Origin of the sequence: Bacillus sp. FSL K6-0994 (genome assembly GCF_038630815.1) — a bacterium.
GTDB classification, from domain to species: domain Bacteria; phylum Bacillota; class Bacilli; order Bacillales; family Bacillaceae; genus Bacillus; species Bacillus safensis.
Genome location: NZ_CP152043.1, coordinates 1,293,692 through 1,309,308, shown reverse-complemented (window position 1 = coordinate 1,309,308; position 15,617 = coordinate 1,293,692). Strand labels below are relative to the sequence as shown.

Annotated in this window: 20 protein-coding genes; 3 read left to right on the top strand and 17 right to left on the bottom strand. The window is 40.6% G+C overall.

Annotated elements, in window-relative coordinates:
- Positions 1 to 29: 29 nt before the first annotated feature.
- From rok to ahpA, 3 genes are all read right to left on the bottom strand, one after another.
- Positions 30 to 602, bottom strand: a complete 573-nt coding sequence (rok, locus tag MHB69_RS06700) for a transcriptional regulator Rok (RefSeq protein WP_024426871.1) — start codon at positions 600 to 602, stop codon at positions 30 to 32.
- 481 nt (positions 603 to 1,083) lie between these two features.
- Positions 1,084 to 1,542: a TlpA disulfide reductase family protein gene (locus MHB69_RS06695; RefSeq protein WP_024424727.1), complete on the bottom strand. Its 459-nt coding sequence runs from the start codon at positions 1,540 to 1,542 to the stop codon at positions 1,084 to 1,086.
- Between the two features lie 82 nt (positions 1,543 to 1,624).
- Positions 1,625 to 2,167 (bottom strand): biofilm-specific peroxidase AhpA, encoded by a 543-nt coding sequence (gene ahpA / locus MHB69_RS06690; RefSeq protein WP_003211758.1) that lies wholly within the window; start codon positions 2,165 to 2,167, stop codon positions 1,625 to 1,627.
- Between the two features lie 271 nt (positions 2,168 to 2,438).
- Here ahpA and MHB69_RS06685 point away from each other — a divergent pair, with 271 nt between their 5' ends.
- Positions 2,439 to 3,248, top strand: coding sequence for a mechanosensitive ion channel family protein (locus MHB69_RS06685; protein ID WP_024424726.1), 810 nt, complete (start codon positions 2,439 to 2,441; stop codon positions 3,246 to 3,248).
- Between the two features lie 22 nt (positions 3,249 to 3,270).
- On the opposite strand, the gene MHB69_RS06680 is transcribed toward MHB69_RS06685, so the two are convergent.
- The 14 genes from MHB69_RS06680 to fadH form a co-directional block, all read right to left on the bottom strand.
- Positions 3,271 to 3,513 carry a YkuS family protein gene (locus MHB69_RS06680; RefSeq protein WP_024424725.1) on the bottom strand — a complete coding sequence of 81 codons (243 nt, stop codon included), beginning with the start codon at positions 3,511 to 3,513 and terminating at the stop codon, positions 3,271 to 3,273.
- A gap of 50 nt (positions 3,514 to 3,563) precedes the next feature.
- Positions 3,564 to 4,742 (bottom strand): N-acetyldiaminopimelate deacetylase, encoded by a 1,179-nt coding sequence (locus MHB69_RS06675; protein WP_342496098.1) that lies wholly within the window; start codon positions 4,740 to 4,742, stop codon positions 3,564 to 3,566.
- Between the two features lie 33 nt (positions 4,743 to 4,775).
- Complete coding sequence (gene dapD / locus MHB69_RS06670) at positions 4,776 to 5,486, bottom strand: 2,3,4,5-tetrahydropyridine-2,6-dicarboxylate N-acetyltransferase (RefSeq protein ID WP_008347987.1); 711 nt, start codon at positions 5,484 to 5,486, stop codon at positions 4,776 to 4,778.
- A 109-nt stretch (positions 5,487 to 5,595) separates the two neighbouring features.
- Entirely contained in the window at positions 5,596 to 6,054 is a 459-nt protein-coding gene (locus tag MHB69_RS06665; protein WP_176967466.1) for a flavodoxin, read from the bottom strand.
- 16 nt (positions 6,055 to 6,070) lie between these two features.
- The gene (locus MHB69_RS06660; protein ID WP_070325768.1) at positions 6,071 to 6,964 is read right to left on the bottom strand and encodes a hypothetical protein; all 894 of its coding nucleotides are present in this window, start codon (positions 6,962 to 6,964) and stop codon (positions 6,071 to 6,073) included.
- The gene (locus MHB69_RS06655) at positions 6,954 to 7,430 is read right to left on the bottom strand and encodes a flavodoxin (RefSeq protein WP_176967468.1); all 477 of its coding nucleotides are present in this window, start codon (positions 7,428 to 7,430) and stop codon (positions 6,954 to 6,956) included. The genes MHB69_RS06660 and MHB69_RS06655 overlap by 11 nt, the downstream gene beginning before the upstream one ends.
- 123 nt (positions 7,431 to 7,553) lie before the next feature.
- A complete protein-coding gene (locus MHB69_RS06650) occupies positions 7,554 to 8,435 on the bottom strand; it encodes a LysR family transcriptional regulator (protein ID WP_120207134.1) in 882 nt (293 codons plus the stop codon).
- Positions 8,436 to 8,531: 96 nt separating this feature from the next.
- Positions 8,532 to 8,975, bottom strand: coding sequence for a cyclic-di-AMP-binding protein CbpB (cbpB, locus tag MHB69_RS06645; protein WP_034281593.1), 444 nt, complete (start codon positions 8,973 to 8,975; stop codon positions 8,532 to 8,534).
- A gap of 146 nt (positions 8,976 to 9,121) precedes the next feature.
- Positions 9,122 to 9,313, bottom strand: a complete 192-nt coding sequence (gene abbA, locus MHB69_RS06640) for an antirepressor AbbA (protein WP_003210802.1) — start codon at positions 9,311 to 9,313, stop codon at positions 9,122 to 9,124.
- 149 nt (positions 9,314 to 9,462) lie between these two features.
- On the bottom strand, positions 9,463 to 9,978 hold the full coding sequence (locus tag MHB69_RS06635) for a ribonuclease H-like YkuK family protein (RefSeq protein WP_034281591.1): 516 nt from the start codon (positions 9,976 to 9,978) through the stop codon (positions 9,463 to 9,465).
- Positions 9,979 to 10,124: 146 nt separating this feature from the next.
- Positions 10,125 to 10,367, bottom strand: coding sequence for a DUF1797 family protein (locus MHB69_RS06630; protein WP_003212254.1), 243 nt, complete (start codon positions 10,365 to 10,367; stop codon positions 10,125 to 10,127).
- A gap of 184 nt (positions 10,368 to 10,551) precedes the next feature.
- A complete protein-coding gene (locus MHB69_RS06625; protein ID WP_081124331.1) occupies positions 10,552 to 11,448 on the bottom strand; it encodes a manganese catalase family protein in 897 nt (298 codons plus the stop codon).
- Between the two features lie 426 nt (positions 11,449 to 11,874).
- A complete protein-coding gene (locus MHB69_RS06620) occupies positions 11,875 to 13,095 on the bottom strand; it encodes an EAL-associated domain-containing protein (protein WP_034281946.1) in 1,221 nt (406 codons plus the stop codon).
- A 64-nt stretch (positions 13,096 to 13,159) separates the two neighbouring features.
- A complete protein-coding gene (fadH, locus tag MHB69_RS06615; RefSeq protein WP_081124330.1) occupies positions 13,160 to 13,924 on the bottom strand; it encodes a 2,4-dienoyl-CoA reductase in 765 nt (254 codons plus the stop codon).
- Between the two features lie 138 nt (positions 13,925 to 14,062).
- On the opposite strand from fadH, the gene MHB69_RS06610 reads away from it, so the two are divergent.
- Together MHB69_RS06610 and MHB69_RS06605 are read left to right on the top strand one after the other, a co-directional pair.
- Positions 14,063 to 14,920 carry a metallophosphoesterase gene (locus tag MHB69_RS06610; RefSeq protein WP_342496097.1) on the top strand — a complete coding sequence of 286 codons (858 nt, stop codon included), beginning with the start codon at positions 14,063 to 14,065 and terminating at the stop codon, positions 14,918 to 14,920.
- A gap of 156 nt (positions 14,921 to 15,076) precedes the next feature.
- A complete protein-coding gene (locus tag MHB69_RS06605) occupies positions 15,077 to 15,574 on the top strand; it encodes a L,D-transpeptidase family protein (RefSeq protein WP_081124328.1) in 498 nt (165 codons plus the stop codon).
- Positions 15,575 to 15,617: the final 43 nt, after the last annotated feature.

Genomic DNA, 15,617 nt, shown 5'->3' with positions numbered 1-15,617 from the left:
GCTGGCTTTTACGCCCAGCAGTTTTTTATTTATTCGTCTTCTGTTTGAATGTCGCCTTCTAAAATATACTGTCCGCGATAAGGCTTCTTCACTTCAGGGTACATTTTAATTAAGCTTTGCATAAACGTTGTCATATTTGGGATTTCAAGACCGCTCTCTTTTTCGATCTCTTTTTGAAGCTCTGAGCTTTTAATCGCTGCATTATGACGCTTTAACGTTTTAATCGCAGCTTCACGAAGCTTCGCTGCCTTAGAGCCAGGACGAGCTGTGCCTCTTCTGCGTCTTGTCGATCCTTCCGGAATACCTACAGGCGCACCGTTTAGCTGTCCTGTTCCTAAAGATGATGATTGTGGTTGAGCCGGCTGCTGGTAGCTTCTCATTTCTTGCGCAGCAAGCTCAGCTAATACAGGCAGTGAATCCGTCTTTCTCTCTGTACGTACTTCTTTTTTTGTATCTGACACTAGACCTGTTCCTTGACGGTCTAATTCTCTTAATTTTGCATAAATCGCATCTCGCTCAATTTGATATTCACGGATGACCTTTACTTCTGCCTCGTTTAATTGTTCCAATCGTAAACGTAACGCTTCCCTCTCATTAAACAATGGATTTCCCCCTCATCATATAAAAAATATTCTATAGTAAATATTAGATTAGAAAACTAATTTTATCAACTATTTTTTTATCATTTTACAGTTTGCTAACAGATAGGTATTTTCAACTAAAATTTTGCCAAAGAGGAAAAATCGGCACCCATTTCATTGCCACTATAGGCTTTTGACAAACCTTAAAATATTGTAAAAAAATTGAATAAACGCTTATACTACTTGATTTATATAGTTATTTACCTAACTGAAATTTCTTTTGTGCAAAAACGTTCTGAATAGTAAAAAGTTAAAATCTTTACATTTTCATTTCAAAACAAAAATGTAAATAGGTCGTTATACCTTTTTGTTTCAGGGATATTTTTTAATAAACTCCCTCATTTTCTCTTTTCTTAGGAATAACACCTACATAAAAACTCATCCGAAGCCATATGCTTCCTAATTTTGTCCATGAAAAAACCCCCATTTATGGGGGAAAAGCTTATTCTGCAGCCTTTTCAGACTCAGAAAGCACTCGATTGACACGTTTTTCAAGCATTTTCATTCCGCTTCCGCCGGCTTGGAAGTGGCGCAAAGCACCTGTTTTATCAAATACATAATATGCCGGTACATATTCGTTTTCAAAGGCTTCTGTTAAGTGATGATCACTGTCCACAAAGATTGGCTGCGTGATTTCATGCTCTTTCGCAACTTCTTTGATTTTTTCTAGATCTAGGTCATCCTCTGAACGAGGCATATGAACTGCCACAACGTTTAGTTGATCCTTGTATTCATCACGGAATTGATTGACTTGAGGCATTGCCTCTTTACAAAGATGACAGCTGACTGACCAGAAATGAATCAATGTTGGTTTGTCACCAATCAAATCTTCTTTTGTTACTTCTCCATTTAACCATTCTTTTGCACCAGTTAGTTCTGGCATTGGTTGACGTAATTTCATTATGAAGCGCCTCCATCCATTGTATGTGTCGAAACAAAAAGGTCTAACATCAGTTAGACCCTCCTGTTTCTTCAGTTATCAATTAAAGTGTTTTTTGACCAGGTTTCCAGTTCGCTGGGCAAAGTCCACCAGTTTGTAATGCTTGAAGAACACGTAATGTCTCATCTACATCACGACCGATATTGTTGTGGAATACTGTTTGGTATTGTAGTTCGCCTTCTGGGTTAATGATGAATAAACCGCGAAGAGCAATTCCTTCTTCTTCAATTAAAACGCCGTATTCTCTAGATACTGTGTGGTTAGTATCAGCAGCTAACGGGTATTTTAATTCACCTAGACCATTATCTTTACGGTCTGTATTGATCCAAGCAAGATGCGTGTGGATTGTATCAGTAGATACACCAATGATTTCTGCATCTAAATCTTCGAACTCGTCATAACGATCGCTCATTGCTGTAATTTCAGTTGGGCAAACAAATGTGAAATCCATTGGATAGAAGAAAAGAACTGTCCATTTGTCATTCTTCATGTTTTCCTCTAAACTTACTTTACCAAATTCCTTGTTAGCAAGTACTGCTTCCATTTCAAAACGTGGAGCTTGTTTTCCTACAAAACGCTCTGCCATATGTAAATCCCTCCAAAAAATAATATCTTTATACAGTCTTCTTAGCTGTATATAAAATGAGAATCAAAACTTAAAATTCTCATTTAGTTAATAACTTCACAATTACAATTATAATACTTATGCGATTTTTAGTCAATATTAATTAATAATAAATTTAATTAACGATTTGTCACAATTCCTGCTCTACTTATCAAAAGTTTAACATGACTTGCATAAGGGAACAAATGATTAGCTTCTCTTTTAGAGCATACATAGAAAGGTTTTGAAGATTATGAGAGCATTTCAACAAGTAGATTGGGTTTCCATTATCCTCAATAGCAGTATGATTTTGCTAAAACTAGTCGCCATCTTTGCCATTTACTTTATCATCAGAGCCATAGGAAACAAGATGATTAAGCGCGCCTATTCAACATTCGCTGAAAAGCATGAGGTCTCTTTATCAAGAGCTCAGACACTGCAAAGTTTGACGTTAAATATTTTCGCCTACTTATTGATTTTTATTCTAGTTGTGATGATCCTCGACTTATTTCATTATAACCCGACCGCTTTACTGGCAGGTGCGGGCGTTGTGGGACTTGCGATCGGCTTTGGCGCTCAAGGGTTAGTGAGTGATATTGTGACTGGATTCTTTATATTATTGGAAAAACAATTTGATGTAGGAGAATATATAACGGTCGCTGGCTTCGATGGGATTGTCGAACAAATTGGCCTAAGAACCACGCAGCTTCGAAGCTTTGACGGCACCCTTCATTTCATTCCAAATCGCAGCATACTGAATGTAAGCAATCATTCAAGAGGGACAATGCAGGCACTCGTTGATATTGAGCTGTCACCGGATGAAAATGTGGATCAGATGATCACAGCCCTCCAAGCTGCCTGTGATGAGGTACGGGAGGAAACTCCTCAAATTATCGAAGGTCCTCAAGTTGTCGGCGTAGAGGCGTTCGGTTCCTCTTCCCTTGTGCTGCGCATCATAGCGAAAACTGAAACAATGGAGCAATGGCGAGTGGAACGAATCTTGCGCAAAAAAATGAAAGAAGTACTCGATATAGAAAAAGAGCAAAAAGAACCGGGATCATAATCTACCGGTTCTTTTTCTTGTTTTATTGAACACGCTGTTCTACTTCTTGGCAAATTTCATCAGCCGTCATACCTGATGCTGTAATAACAGATGCCTTTGTTGTTGTGTCTGAAATGCCAAGAACATTTGAATCTAGTCCTGTGACGACATAACAGTCACACTGATCCATTTGCTGTTCATTTTGAATACGTACGACATCATATCCTTTTTGCTTCAATAGTTCTTCTACATCGGATAAAGATTGTTCTACACCAATTCTTGTCATAATCAAGAACACCTCCTGTTCATAAGGTGTACAGGAGGCAGCTCGATTATTCATTCCCCAGCTTGCTTTTTAAAATAAGCCGTCATGACATTCACAGCTGTTTCAATCGCGTTTTCATCAGGCTGGAGCTTTGCATGGTGCAGGCCGTATTCTGAATCGACCCCTAACCAAAACATGAAGCCAGGATATTTTTTCAGCATGTAGCCAAAATCTTCTCCTGTCATGGCTTCTCTGCATTCAATCACATTTGCTAGCCCTTCTTCGGCTACATATGACATAAATTCCTCTGTCAAATCCTTTGAATTGTCCACTTCGTAATAAGAGGAAGGGTATTGAACGGTTGCCTTGCATTCGTAGCCAATTTCAACGCCTTTTGCCAATGCTTCAATTCGCTTTCTCACCTTGTCCATAGACTCTGGGGATAGTGTGCGAATGGTACCGTCAAGCTTTGCATGCTGCGCAATAATATTTTGAGCCGTTCCACCGGTAATTGTACCGACTGTAATGACCGCACTATCAAGGGGATCGACATTACGCGAAATGACCGATTGCAGCTGACCTACAAGTGCACTTGCAGCAACAACCATATCATTTGCTAAATGAGGATATGCAGCGTGTCCGCCTTTTCCTTCAAGCTCAATCACAAGCTCACTCGTATTGGCAAATAACAAACCAGGCTTCGTAGCAATTGTTCCAACAGGATATTCAGGTGCGATATGCAGCGCTGTAATAAAGTCTGGTGTCCATTTTTTCAATACATCACTTGCAAGCATCGGTTCAGCTCCGCCTGGCCCTTCTTCTGCCGGCTGGAAGATAAATAATACGTCTTCTTTGATCGGTTCATGAACGAAATGATCAATGATACCAAGTGCAATGGTCATATGAAGGTCATGTCCACATGCATGCATCTTTCCTTCATGCACAGATTCAAATGGATACCCTGTTTCCTCAGGAATAGACAGACCGTCCATATCTGCACGATAAGCAAATACGCGCGTTGGATTTGTTCCCTTCACTTTCACAAAAAGCCCAGTTCGCCACGTTTCAATCTCAACTCGATCTTTTGAATAGGTGCTAAGGTGCTGAATGAGATACGCTTGTGTTTTAAATTCTTGGAAACCAAGCTCAGGGATTTGGTGTAAATCTCTTCGAATGGATATTAATTGCTCACGATTTAACAAGTGAACTCGCTTCCTTTCCTCTATACGAATAAGACGTGGATATCTCATCCACGTCTTTGTCTTCAGCTGCGAATTATATGATTAAAGCTGACGCAGTTCTTGTTTGATTTCAGTCTTACCTTTTGTTTTCTCATCAATGTCTTTGATTTTCTTAGCAGGTGTACCTGCTACAACTGTGTAAGGCTCTACATCGTTTACAACGATCGCACCAGCAGCTACTACTGCACCTTTACCAATTGTCACGCCTTCTAGAACAACAGCGTTCGCACCGATGACAACATCATCTTCTACAACAACTGGTTTAGCAGACGGCGGCTCAATGACACCTGCAAGAACAGATCCAGCACCGATATGACAGTTCTTACCTACTGTCGCACGGCCGCCAAGCACCACGTTCATGTCAATCATCGTACCTTCGCCAATCACAGAACCGATATTAATAGAAGCACCCATCATAATGACTGCATTATCACCGATTTCAACTTGGTCACGAATGATTGCCCCTGGCTCAATACGGGCTTTAATGTTTTTCAAATCTAACATCGGAATTGCAGAGTTGCGGCGGTCATTTTCCACGACAACATCTTCAATTTTATCTTTGTTAGATGCTAGCGCTTCTTGAATTTCGCTCCACTCACCGAAAACAACTCCAGTGTTTCCTGTGATGAATGTTTTTGCATGTTCACCAAACTCAATACCTTCTAAGTCACCTTTAATATAGACTTTGACAGGTGTTGATTTTGTACTATTTTGAATAAATGAAATAATTTCATTAGCGTCCATTTGTTTCATGTATGTATGTCCTCCTCTTAATTTATACTTCATTACTGTACCAAAGGAGTGTTTTAATGACAAGTGTTAGAGTCATCTCCGCAATGGAAAATAAAACAAGCGGGACCGATTATCCCGCTTCTTGCTGGTGAAGCTGAACAAATTGTCTGCCAAAAGAAATTAATTCGTCTTCTTCCTCCCCTTCTGGATTGAGCTCAATCTTAACTGAAGGCAGGACAATGTCACCGCCAAGCTCCTTCACTTTTTCTTCAATTAGGTCGACAGCTCCGCAAAAATGTTCGTAAGATGTATCGCCAGAACCAAATACTGCAAATGCTTTACCCGTTAAATCAAGCTCTTCCATTTCTTCATATAAATCAATAAAATCATCCGGAAGATCGCCATCTCCCCAAGTATACGCACCTAACATAATGTGAGAGTAATCATTGAGCAGCTCGGCATCAATATCCATCGCTTCATGCCGGTCCACGCTGGCTCCTGCTTCCGTTAACCCTTTTTCAATTAAATCTGCCATCGCTTCTGTATTTCCAGACATCGTGGCATATACCAATAAAACCTTTTCTGTCACTTTTTCTTCCTCCTTATCAATGAATCAATGCAGGCTCCTCATATGGCCTGACAAACTTACTTTCATATAAACCCGCACAGAAAAAGTTTTCGTTTTGATTGGCTACACGAAAACCATGTCCTTTGATCGTATCAAACCATTTGAGCTCTTTTTGCTCAATATCAAGCTGATACACTTTAGAAAATCCGTGTTCGTCTTGTGAGGTGGTCACATACACAATGCCATTATCCTCTGACACATCCAAAAATGATTCTTCTCTAGCAAAGGCCTGTGATTGAATATCATGCAGAATATTTGTATGTAAATCTAAAATTTGAACAGATCCTTTTTTGCCTTTTTTTGAACCTAACGCACAAACAAGAAGATGTTCATGACAGAGCAGCATAGAAGCTGTCATGCGGTGCTCCTCTCTGTTTAGAAGAAAAATCTGTTCACTTTGCAAGTCATACACCCATATTCCTCCGTGAACCTCATGAATCTGTGTTCCAATATAAAGATGGTCACCTGCAGCACATAAAGAACGAATGACCGGCGGATGATTCACATGAGCAAATGGCTTCATAATTTCCCAGGAAATTCCGAAATCATTTGACACATAGATACTATGTTTTCCATGCGCACACACAAATCCATCTTTGCGTCCTGTAATAGACCAAACGACTGCATTTGTTGGGAATGAAGATAACGCCCATGTACTGCCTTCATCTCCTGATCTAATTACTGTGCCATTTTCACCAACACCAAATAAATAAGGGCCAATATAGCTGATCGCATGGATTTTATGCTTGAGCTTAAATAGCTGCTGCCATCCGCTCTCCACACTATAGTGAAAAATACCTTCACGTTTTACAGCAACAAAGTATCCACCGCTTTTAGATGCTGCAACGGCTGTTGCTCCTTTATGAAACATGATTTTCAACTCGTTTCTCAGATAAAGCAGCCCACGTTAAAAAGCTCGCAGCAAATTCCTGACAGCACGCCACATCTTCATCTGTATCCGGTGCAAGCTCCATTTTTAATGTTTCAGGAAAAACGGATGCACCCGTTGATTTCAGCATGTCATGGAATGTATGGACAGCCTCACAAAACTTCGGATAGCTGTAATCACCCGATCCAAAGACAGCTGCTTTGATGTGGCTAAGTTCAAGAGTAGAGACCTCTTCATAAAAATCCTCTGCTTCATAAGGCAAATCTCCATCACCCCATGTATAAGAACCAATGAATACGTAATCGTATGAGGAAAGGTCTTCTGCATTCGTATCATCAAATTCCATCATTTCTGTATCGATCCCTTTTCCTTCAAGTGTTCGCTTTAAGATTGCTGCCATATCTTCCGTATTTCCAGACATACTCGCAAATGTAATTAGTGCTTTCATCTATCGGTCACCTCATCTAAATGATAATCATTTTCAATTATTATATGTACACTTTAAATGATAATGATTTTCATTGTCAAATGATTTCATAAAAAAAAGTACCTCCCTATTCCAAGAAGGTACTTACACCGCATCATTTTCAAGCATTTCTTTAACCACACCGACAAAAGCTTGCACCTGTTTTAGCTGAAAAGACGCTTCATAGCCTAGCAGCCATGTGTCACGGCCGATTTGCTCTCCATTCACATCAACAAGCGGTGTTTTATAAACACTTTTTTCGTGGTCATATAAGGTAACAGAAGGCAAAATGGCGTAGCCGATGCCGTGGTAGGCCATTTGTTTACATGTTTCAATTTGGTCCACGAGAATCGTCTGCTTTGGAGACACTTTAAATTTTTGGTGCCACCAGTGCTGGATTTCCTGATAATATGTGCTGTCGCTTTTAAATTGGATAAATGGCCGCTCCGTCTTGATTAATTCATCTACGTCCTTGATCACGGAATCGACTAAATATAAATGATCTGTCATCAAGTATTCCTTTGTCCCCTTCCAATCAGGGTTGCCGCGAATGATCCCAATGTGCACATGGTCCTCATACAAGCTTTTGAGCATTTCACTGCTCCAGCCGGTCACGAGTGACACCTTGGCATTTGGGTATTTTTCGACATACCGCTTTAACACTTTCGGCAGCCAGTGCTGTCCAATAATGGATGCAACCGCAAGCTTTAGTGTACCGTGAATTTCCCCTTCGAGTTCATCGATTCGTTCTCTCACTCGATCCTGCTCAACCGTCACCTCTTTTGCAAATTGAATAATCTGTTCTCCTGCCGAAGTCACGGTGAGCCCTTTCTGAGAACGAAAAAAGATTTTGGTTCCCCATTCCTTTTCAATCGTCTGCAATCTTTGAGATAAAGCAGGCTGAGAGACAAAGAGCCGCTCTGAAGCCTTTCTCATATTCAATTCTTCACTTAGCACAACAAGCATATGTAACTCCTGAAGCTGCATGGGCGTCCCCTTTCTCTCTATAAGTTTTTCTTATTCTATATGCTCATTATATAAATTTTAACTTATGAAGGCAAAAAAAATAAGCTGGGCTGCAGCTCATTTTTTCGCGGAATGAATGACCTCATTTAAGCGCTTTAATACAACTCGTCGTGTAAAAATGCCCTCAAAGACCTGCTCCTCATTTTCTACACAAACAAATCCATTATTCGTCACAGCGTGAACGCCTTTTAGTACAGGATCTGTTGTTTTAAGTCTCGGAATATCCGTCAGCATGACCTCTTCAACCTTCAACTGGTCCAGCTTCTCGAATTCGATACGTTCTAAACCGAAGATTTTATCCATAATCATATTCGTTCCAATTAACCCGTGTAAATGATAAGAAGCGTCTAATACCGGTATGGCTGTATATCCTGTTTTTGTTAGAACCAATAGGGCATGCTCAAGATTATTTCCAATTTGAACATGTGCCACCTTATCTGCATCAATCATATGCTCGGCTACTGTTGACTCAAGCAATTGAGTCGGTTCTATCTCTATCATGTTTCTTCGACCCCTTTTCTCTCAATCATCAATCATACATTCCCCTTTACCATTAAGCATAAACTAAAACGAAATTTGTCGAAAGATTTTTTCTGCATAAAAAAGATACTCAGCCCCCGAGTATCTAATAGAATGTTAAATCAATATTAATTCTCAAACCTTACTCTGTCATACAATGTGATCAATTGCTTATACGTATTGTCGTCGACATTTTTTGTTCCACATTCTATATCATTGATCTCACTGCTTAGTAATTCGACAGCATATTCCTGATTCAGCAATACGTTTAATAATAGCTTTTTCTCTTCTTCATTAAAACGATTTTCGATGACGCTCATTCAACATCAGGCCCCCTGTTTCATATATGCTTTTATATTGATTAGCAGGCTTTTGAATGTCTGCTTCCTCTCTATACAGCTAGAATAAGGAACTAGAATCGAATCGTCAACCGCACGTTTCGACAAGGTTTGGAGAAAAATGACGGAATTTATTTTGTGTATCGATTGGCATAGCAAAATGCTGCATATGAGTCGGGTTTTATTTTTGCTTCAATTCCCATAGCTGTGATCATTCCGGTCATTTCCTGAATCAGCTCTTTCGTACTTCCTTTTTTGCCAATATCCAGATGGGCTTCAAAACGAAGGTCTGCCCCTTCCTCAGCAAACGGAAGAAGCAAATCCATCAGTTCTGTTAAAGGCCCCTCAAGGATGTCTGCACATACCTTTTGGCTAAACGCTGTCTCTAATGAAATTTTTTCTCTAAGACTTTGCACGGCTCTCTCGATCACTTGTTGTGTGAGACAACCCCAAGCTCCTTTGCCAATCCGGTGGAGATGAATTGCAGTCATAAATGTTGTGACATTTTGATTGACCTGAGAGTCCGTACCAATTGATAACACATAGGCGGATCTAGGGTCTTTTCGAATAAAGTCTTTCATTCTCATGACGACATCAGAAAACGCTAAATGATCTTCAGAAAGATTGTAGAAAAAAGAATCACTCACAGAAAGGAACTCCTTTTTAATGGTCTCTTATCCGAAAAATGCGCTGATTGATCATCTTCCATTTGTACATCTCATCTATGATGATCCATGTATGCTGCCGCAATAAACGAAGGAATCCTCAGAAAAAACATTTCATACGATTCAGCTTAGGATTGTAGAAGCTCAAAAATCTCAATCGAAATCATATCAATGTTGTCAAATGGGAAAGTATTTGGCTTATCCCCTTGTTGAAAAACAGTCAATTCAAACGTTTGATTCTTTTCGAAATACTTAACACTACAGATTTTCTCACCGTTCACTTCGAAATAACGCTGTGCCGGCTCGTTTGCAGCTTCTGCTGTCTCTTGAAGACTTTGCAGCCTTGTAATGATACCCATTAATTGTGACATTCTAAAAAAAGACTCCTTTCAAAAAAACAACTCAAGATGAACCCGTATTGATTATACACAAGTCCTACAAAGCATCATACCATAAAGTGTTCTCAGATGATATTTTTCCTCTTGAATTCAAAAAAAGAAAAAGAATCTGTTTTTTTAGTTTGAGTCTTTTTTCTCATCTCATGCACCATGATTTTTATAAACCGGCAGATCTCATCAGCCGTTTCGCAATTTCATCAAAATCTTCTTTAGAAATCCCCGGAGCAAACTCTTCTGGCAATTCTCTATAATCTGGCACAGGTGCTCCTTGCGGGGTGCCCTCAATGACTGTCAGCGGCTTTCCATCAATCGGGTGGCTTCCTTTCCAAATTTTATTGATATCCTTGTAATCCGTATCACTAAATGTGTACAGCTTTGTATGAACATTCTGTTCTTCAAATTTCCTCGCTGAATCAAAGTATTTGTTGTCGAGATTTGGGATTGGCAGCATTTTCCCTAAATCTACTCCTGTAGCGACTTCAAGTGCCTTTGCATATGCCACAATATGCACGCCGCCCCTGACAAGTAAATAACCGATCATCTCTCTTGCTGTAGGATGGTCCGTCATTTCATATACACGCATTTTGTGCGTACGAGCCCCGCATTCAAGAAAGAAATTATGGAGGAGATCAAGAATGAGGTTGCCACTTGAGAACACATTCTCTCCGGTCCAAGGTTTTGCCATTGAATCAAACGGATAGCCTGTTTGGGCTGTTTGAATAAAATGCTGTGTATTTCGTTTATCGACAGCTGCCTTCATCGGCGTCGTATCTGGATCCCCGCCATGGGTGGTTCCTGTAATCATGAGATTGATGGCTGTGGTTACGAGCTCGACATGACCGAATTCTTCAGCCGTAATACTGGATACGAGGTCATAAAACGGTTTGAGTTTTCGTTTTCCTCTAAAGTTAAAGGATTGAAACATGTAATTATTTAATGTGGACATTTCACCGAATTTCCCGCCGAGTAATTCTTGCACAGCAGCGGCACCATTTGCATCTGGGTGATCTGGTCTTGGCAAATCGATGAGCAGCCGCATGTCACGTTTGATCATGATGTTTCCCTCCTACCGTCTAACTATCATCACTTAAGATGTATGGAGAGTTTGGGCTGTCCTATGCATGAAGGGAAAGATTGAAGCACAAAAAAAACTTGGCGGGGGTAGCGCCAAGTTTTTTGGATCTTGATCTGATAGAGGGGTTGGGGAACAGAGAGTAGCTTCTCTCTATAACTAAATGATAATGATTATCAGTTTCATTGTCAACCATTTTTTATTTCTTTTTTCTATCAAAAAAAGCAGCCTGCGAGGCTGCTCAGATTGAGACAAAAGGCTAAAATGCCTTTTGTTTATATTTCAGCGTGATAGAAAACCTTTGAAGTCTAGGAAGGACGAGTACCGGAGCGGAGCGAATTGTACATTCGTGAGCACTGGCACATAGGACTGACAACGAATGCGAGGGTTTGTCTTCACTCCGCGTCTTCAAATTAATCCATCTTGCTCATATAAATAAGCATACGGAAGGTCTATAAACAAATACATATCACCCTCTAAAGGATAAGAAAACGTACGTATCCTCTCACCGGTTTCTAAATCACTGTAAATATCGCTGAAAAATCCTTTTCCGCTAATTCTCATTTGAAGAATATTTTCTAGGAAATAAGGACGCCAGCTCCAGTTTTTTTCTATATACTCCGGCTGAAACAGCCATTCTTCTTCTTTTTTAAACACATTTCCAGTGATTTGAAAGCCTTCTTCATTACACATATAAATCCGGAAGCTGCAATCTGTTAGTTCAAGTGCCAGTTTTTGAATGAGCTCATCATTTGTGCTGCACGATTTCTTTAAAGTCGTAACAGCTAGATGAATTCGTTTATAGAATGTTTCAGAATGTTCGTAGACAGCTTGCAGCTTCTTTTTCTCATGGGCAATAAATTGCTGGAATTCTTCTCTAAGCTGATCTTTTCGGTGGCTTCGGTCGATTAATTCTCCTGCAGGCTCATGAAGATAGAACCCTTGAAAATATCTCCCGCCATTTCTCCAAGCATACTGCAGCTGGAAATTTGCTTCAATATCCTCATAAATTAAGGCAGCTCCTATTTTTCTTGCAAGCAATGAAATGCTGTACAAGACATATTCATAGGAAGGAGATGGAGCCGATGCCTTTAATGCCTGTAAATCTATTTTTAATAAATCAGGTGAAAGCAAGGCAATCCGGTCCAGATTACTGCTTTCTTTTCCTATATTTGAGACGGCGATTTTAATCCCATATGTACGATAATACGTTAACGTATGGTATAGCTGTTCAATGTCGCCGCTAAACGTATGCTCTGCAAACTCAATAACAAACCGGTTAAGCTGAATGCCCCTTGCTTCATATTCCTTTAAAAGTTCTAAAAAGCTTTCACCATGATCCAGCATGAGGATATTGGCATCATGATTAATAAAAATGAGCAAATCGTCATCTGCAGTTGTGAAGAGATCAAGTGCTTGAGTCAATACTTTGTGATCTACTTCCAATTTATATTCGTCAGGAATAGATGAATCCGTAAAGAAGGAGCCTAGGCTGACCGTTTCTGACTCAAGCTTCATTCTTCCTAGAATCTCATAGCCTATCACTTTTTGCTCTTCCGCACTGAATATTGCTTGATAGTGCGGGAAAACATCTTCAATATTCGTTAAAATATCCAATGGATCGACCATTTTCATCACCTGCTTCTCTCTTTGTGTGATTATACCACATCAAAAGCAGGTCTTACATCGTCAATCAAAATGGTGATTGGTTGAGCCATTGTCCCCCATCCATCGTGATACAATCTCCATTTATATAAGACGCATGCTCAGACAATAAAAAGCTCGCAAGCGCTGCAATTTCCTCAGGTGTGCCCAGTCTGCCAAGAGGAACACTATCTATTGTTCTTTGCGCTGCCTCTTCAGATTCCCATAGTTTATCTGCACCGCCTGTTCTCTCAATTGGACCTGGTGCGATCGCATTGACGCGAATGCGATATTGCTTCCCCCATTCCACAGCAAGCGTTCGAGTGAGAGACAACACACCGGCCTTTGCTGCCGCCGAATGCGCCACGCCTACACCAGCACCCCATGCATAGGTGGCCACCATGTTAATCATACTCCCCCTTTTCTTTTGACGAATCCAGTAATTCCCCACTGCATGGCTGCAAAAAAATGTACCATTTAACACAATATCAATGACAGCCTTCCAGCCGTTAGGAGACAGTTTTTCTGCTGGCACTAAAAAATTTCCTGCTGCGTTGTTAATGAGGGCATCGACATCACCAAATGTATCCACTGCAAACTTGACCATATGGTCAGCATCCTCCGGGTTTCGTACATCCATTTGGAAATAAGCGACCGATCCGCCCTTCTGCTTCATTTCTTTTGCCGTCTTTTCCAGCGTCTCTTCCGTTCTACCAGTAATCACGACATTCCAGCCTTCAGCTGCCAAATGAGCAGCCATCGCCTTCCCCATACCGCTTGATCCTCCTGTGACAATCACTGTTTGTTTCGTCATTTGTTCTCCCCCTCTGTGTCATTTGAATGATTATTCATTCATTATTGTCTATCATATCATGATTGACCCTCGGTGCACCATATGGGAGATTTTCCAAATATGATGCTATACTTAATTTTATTTATAAAGGAGTCTTATATGAAGCAGCTTTCCCGCAGACAATTTTTAAAAGGAGCAGCTGGTGCGAGTATTCTCGGTTTTTTGGCTGCAAGTTGTGGCTATGGATATGCCAGGTACATTGAGCCGCGCATGATCGATACCGTGTCACTGACCATTCAAGATGCTCAGCTTCCAGCTTCATTTGACCAGTTTAAAATAGCCCAATTTAGTGACGTTCATTTGAGTGATACATTCCCTGCGAAGGATCTACAAACCATCGTCCAGAAAATCAATGCTGCATCTCCAGATCTCATTGTGTTCACAGGTGATCTCGTTGATTTTCAAGCATCCTCTGAAGAGCATGAAAAAGCGAAGGCTTATTTGAATAAGCTTCATGCTCCGTTCGGTAAGCTTGCCATCTACGGAAATCATGACTACGGACCATTTGGCGTGGAGCTCTATGAGAAAACAATGGAGGCTTGTGGATTTACTTTATGTAAAAATGATGTGTTTCTATTAGAAAAAGATCATGCGCATATTCAGATTGCTTCACTGGATGATCTCATGATGAGCGTGCCTGATTACGATTTGATCAAACGGGAAGTATCATCTGATTTATTTACGTTACTGCTCGTCCATGAGCCTGATGCCGCTTTAGAGCTGAAAACAACACCTATTAACTTGCAGCTTTCCGGGCATACGCATGGCGGTCAAGTGCAGCTGCCTTTCTATGGACCGGTTCTCACAGCACCTTACGGCCGTACATATGTAGAAGGTTTATACGGCATCGATCAGCACCGCATCTATGTCAACCGTGGACTTGGAACAACGCGGCTGCCGCTTCGGTTTTTAGCCAAACCCGAGTTAACCTTTTTTACCTTGACATCTCGCGTATAAATAGAAGCCAAACCGCCCTCTCCTGCATATGTATAATCAAAGTTCTTTTTCATGACAAATGTTAGGAGAAACCTTACTGGGCCTGATTCCGTCCATATAGTATGTCAAGTGACGGCATCATGGCTTCTTTTATTTGAGTAAAAGGAGTGTGCTTTGGTGCTTCGATACACGGTGAAAAGTGGAGAAACCCTTGCTTCTATAGCACTTGATTTTCGAACTACAACAAATGCCTTAAAGGCTGCAAATCCGTCACTTCAAGCTCGCGAGCCCGAACAAAATGAGGTCATTATCATTCCTGGTTTGCCGGATCCTAATACGATCCCTTACCGCATTTTTGTTTCGATTTCAACGAAACGTCTCGTTTTGTTTTCTGGATCACAGCTTATTCGTTCGTATCCGATTGCAACAGGGAAAATTTTAAATATGACACCGACAGGTTCTTATTATATTGTCAACAGACAGCCAAACCCAGGAGGTCCCTTTGGCGCTTATTGGCTGAGCCTCTCAAAAATTCATTACGGCATTCACGGTACGAATAACCCGTCTTCAATTGGTAAAGCTGTTTCTAGAGGATGCATCCGCATGTATAATCAGAATGTCATCGAGCTTGCTTCACTCGTTCCAAACGGAACACCTGTGACCATTAGCCAGTAGATGAAATCAATTGTACGAATGGTTAAAATTTTATATGATATAA

Excerpts from the sequence above, each read along its gene's own strand:
- MHB69_RS06695 (WP_024424727.1), bottom strand. The coding sequence starts at position 1,542 with ATGAAATTACGTCAACCAATGCCAGAACTAACTGGTGCAAAAGAATGG.
- cbpB (WP_034281593.1), bottom strand. The coding sequence starts at position 8,975 with ATGATAGAGATAGAACCGACTCAATTGCTTGAGTCAACAGTAGCCGAG.
- MHB69_RS06630 (WP_003212254.1), bottom strand. The coding sequence starts at position 10,367 with ATGTCACAATTAATGGGTATCATTACAAGGCTGCAAAGTCTTCAAGAG.
- MHB69_RS06685 (WP_024424726.1), top strand. The coding sequence starts at position 2,439 with ATGAGAGCATTTCAACAAGTAGATTGGGTTTCCATTATCCTCAATAGC.
- MHB69_RS06680 (WP_024424725.1), bottom strand. The coding sequence starts at position 3,513 with ATGACAAGAATTGGTGTAGAACAATCTTTATCCGATGTAGAAGAACTA.
- fadH (WP_081124330.1), bottom strand. The coding sequence starts at position 13,924 with ATGACGAAACAAACAGTGATTGTCACAGGAGGATCAAGCGGTATGGGG.
- MHB69_RS06610 (WP_342496097.1), top strand. The coding sequence starts at position 14,063 with ATGAAGCAGCTTTCCCGCAGACAATTTTTAAAAGGAGCAGCTGGTGCG.
- MHB69_RS06655 (WP_176967468.1), bottom strand. The coding sequence starts at position 7,430 with ATGAAAGCACTAATTACATTTGCGAGTATGTCTGGAAATACGGAAGAT.
- ahpA (WP_003211758.1), bottom strand. The coding sequence starts at position 2,167 with ATGGCAGAGCGTTTTGTAGGAAAACAAGCTCCACGTTTTGAAATGGAA.
- MHB69_RS06660 (WP_070325768.1), bottom strand. The coding sequence starts at position 6,964 with ATGTTTCATAAAGGAGCAACAGCCGTTGCAGCATCTAAAAGCGGTGGA.
- abbA (WP_003210802.1), bottom strand. The coding sequence starts at position 9,313 with ATGAGCGTCATCGAAAATCGTTTTAATGAAGAAGAGAAAAAGCTATTA.
- dapD (WP_008347987.1), bottom strand. The coding sequence starts at position 5,486 with ATGAAACAAATGGACGCTAATGAAATTATTTCATTTATTCAAAATAGT.
- MHB69_RS06625 (WP_081124331.1), bottom strand. The coding sequence starts at position 11,448 with ATGATCAAACGTGACATGCGGCTGCTCATCGATTTGCCAAGACCAGAT.
- MHB69_RS06650 (WP_120207134.1), bottom strand. The coding sequence starts at position 8,435 with ATGCAGCTTCAGGAGTTACATATGCTTGTTGTGCTAAGTGAAGAATTG.
- MHB69_RS06620 (WP_034281946.1), bottom strand. The coding sequence starts at position 13,095 with ATGGTCGATCCATTGGATATTTTAACGAATATTGAAGATGTTTTCCCG.
- MHB69_RS06675 (WP_342496098.1), bottom strand. The coding sequence starts at position 4,742 with ATGAGATATCCACGTCTTATTCGTATAGAGGAAAGGAAGCGAGTTCAC.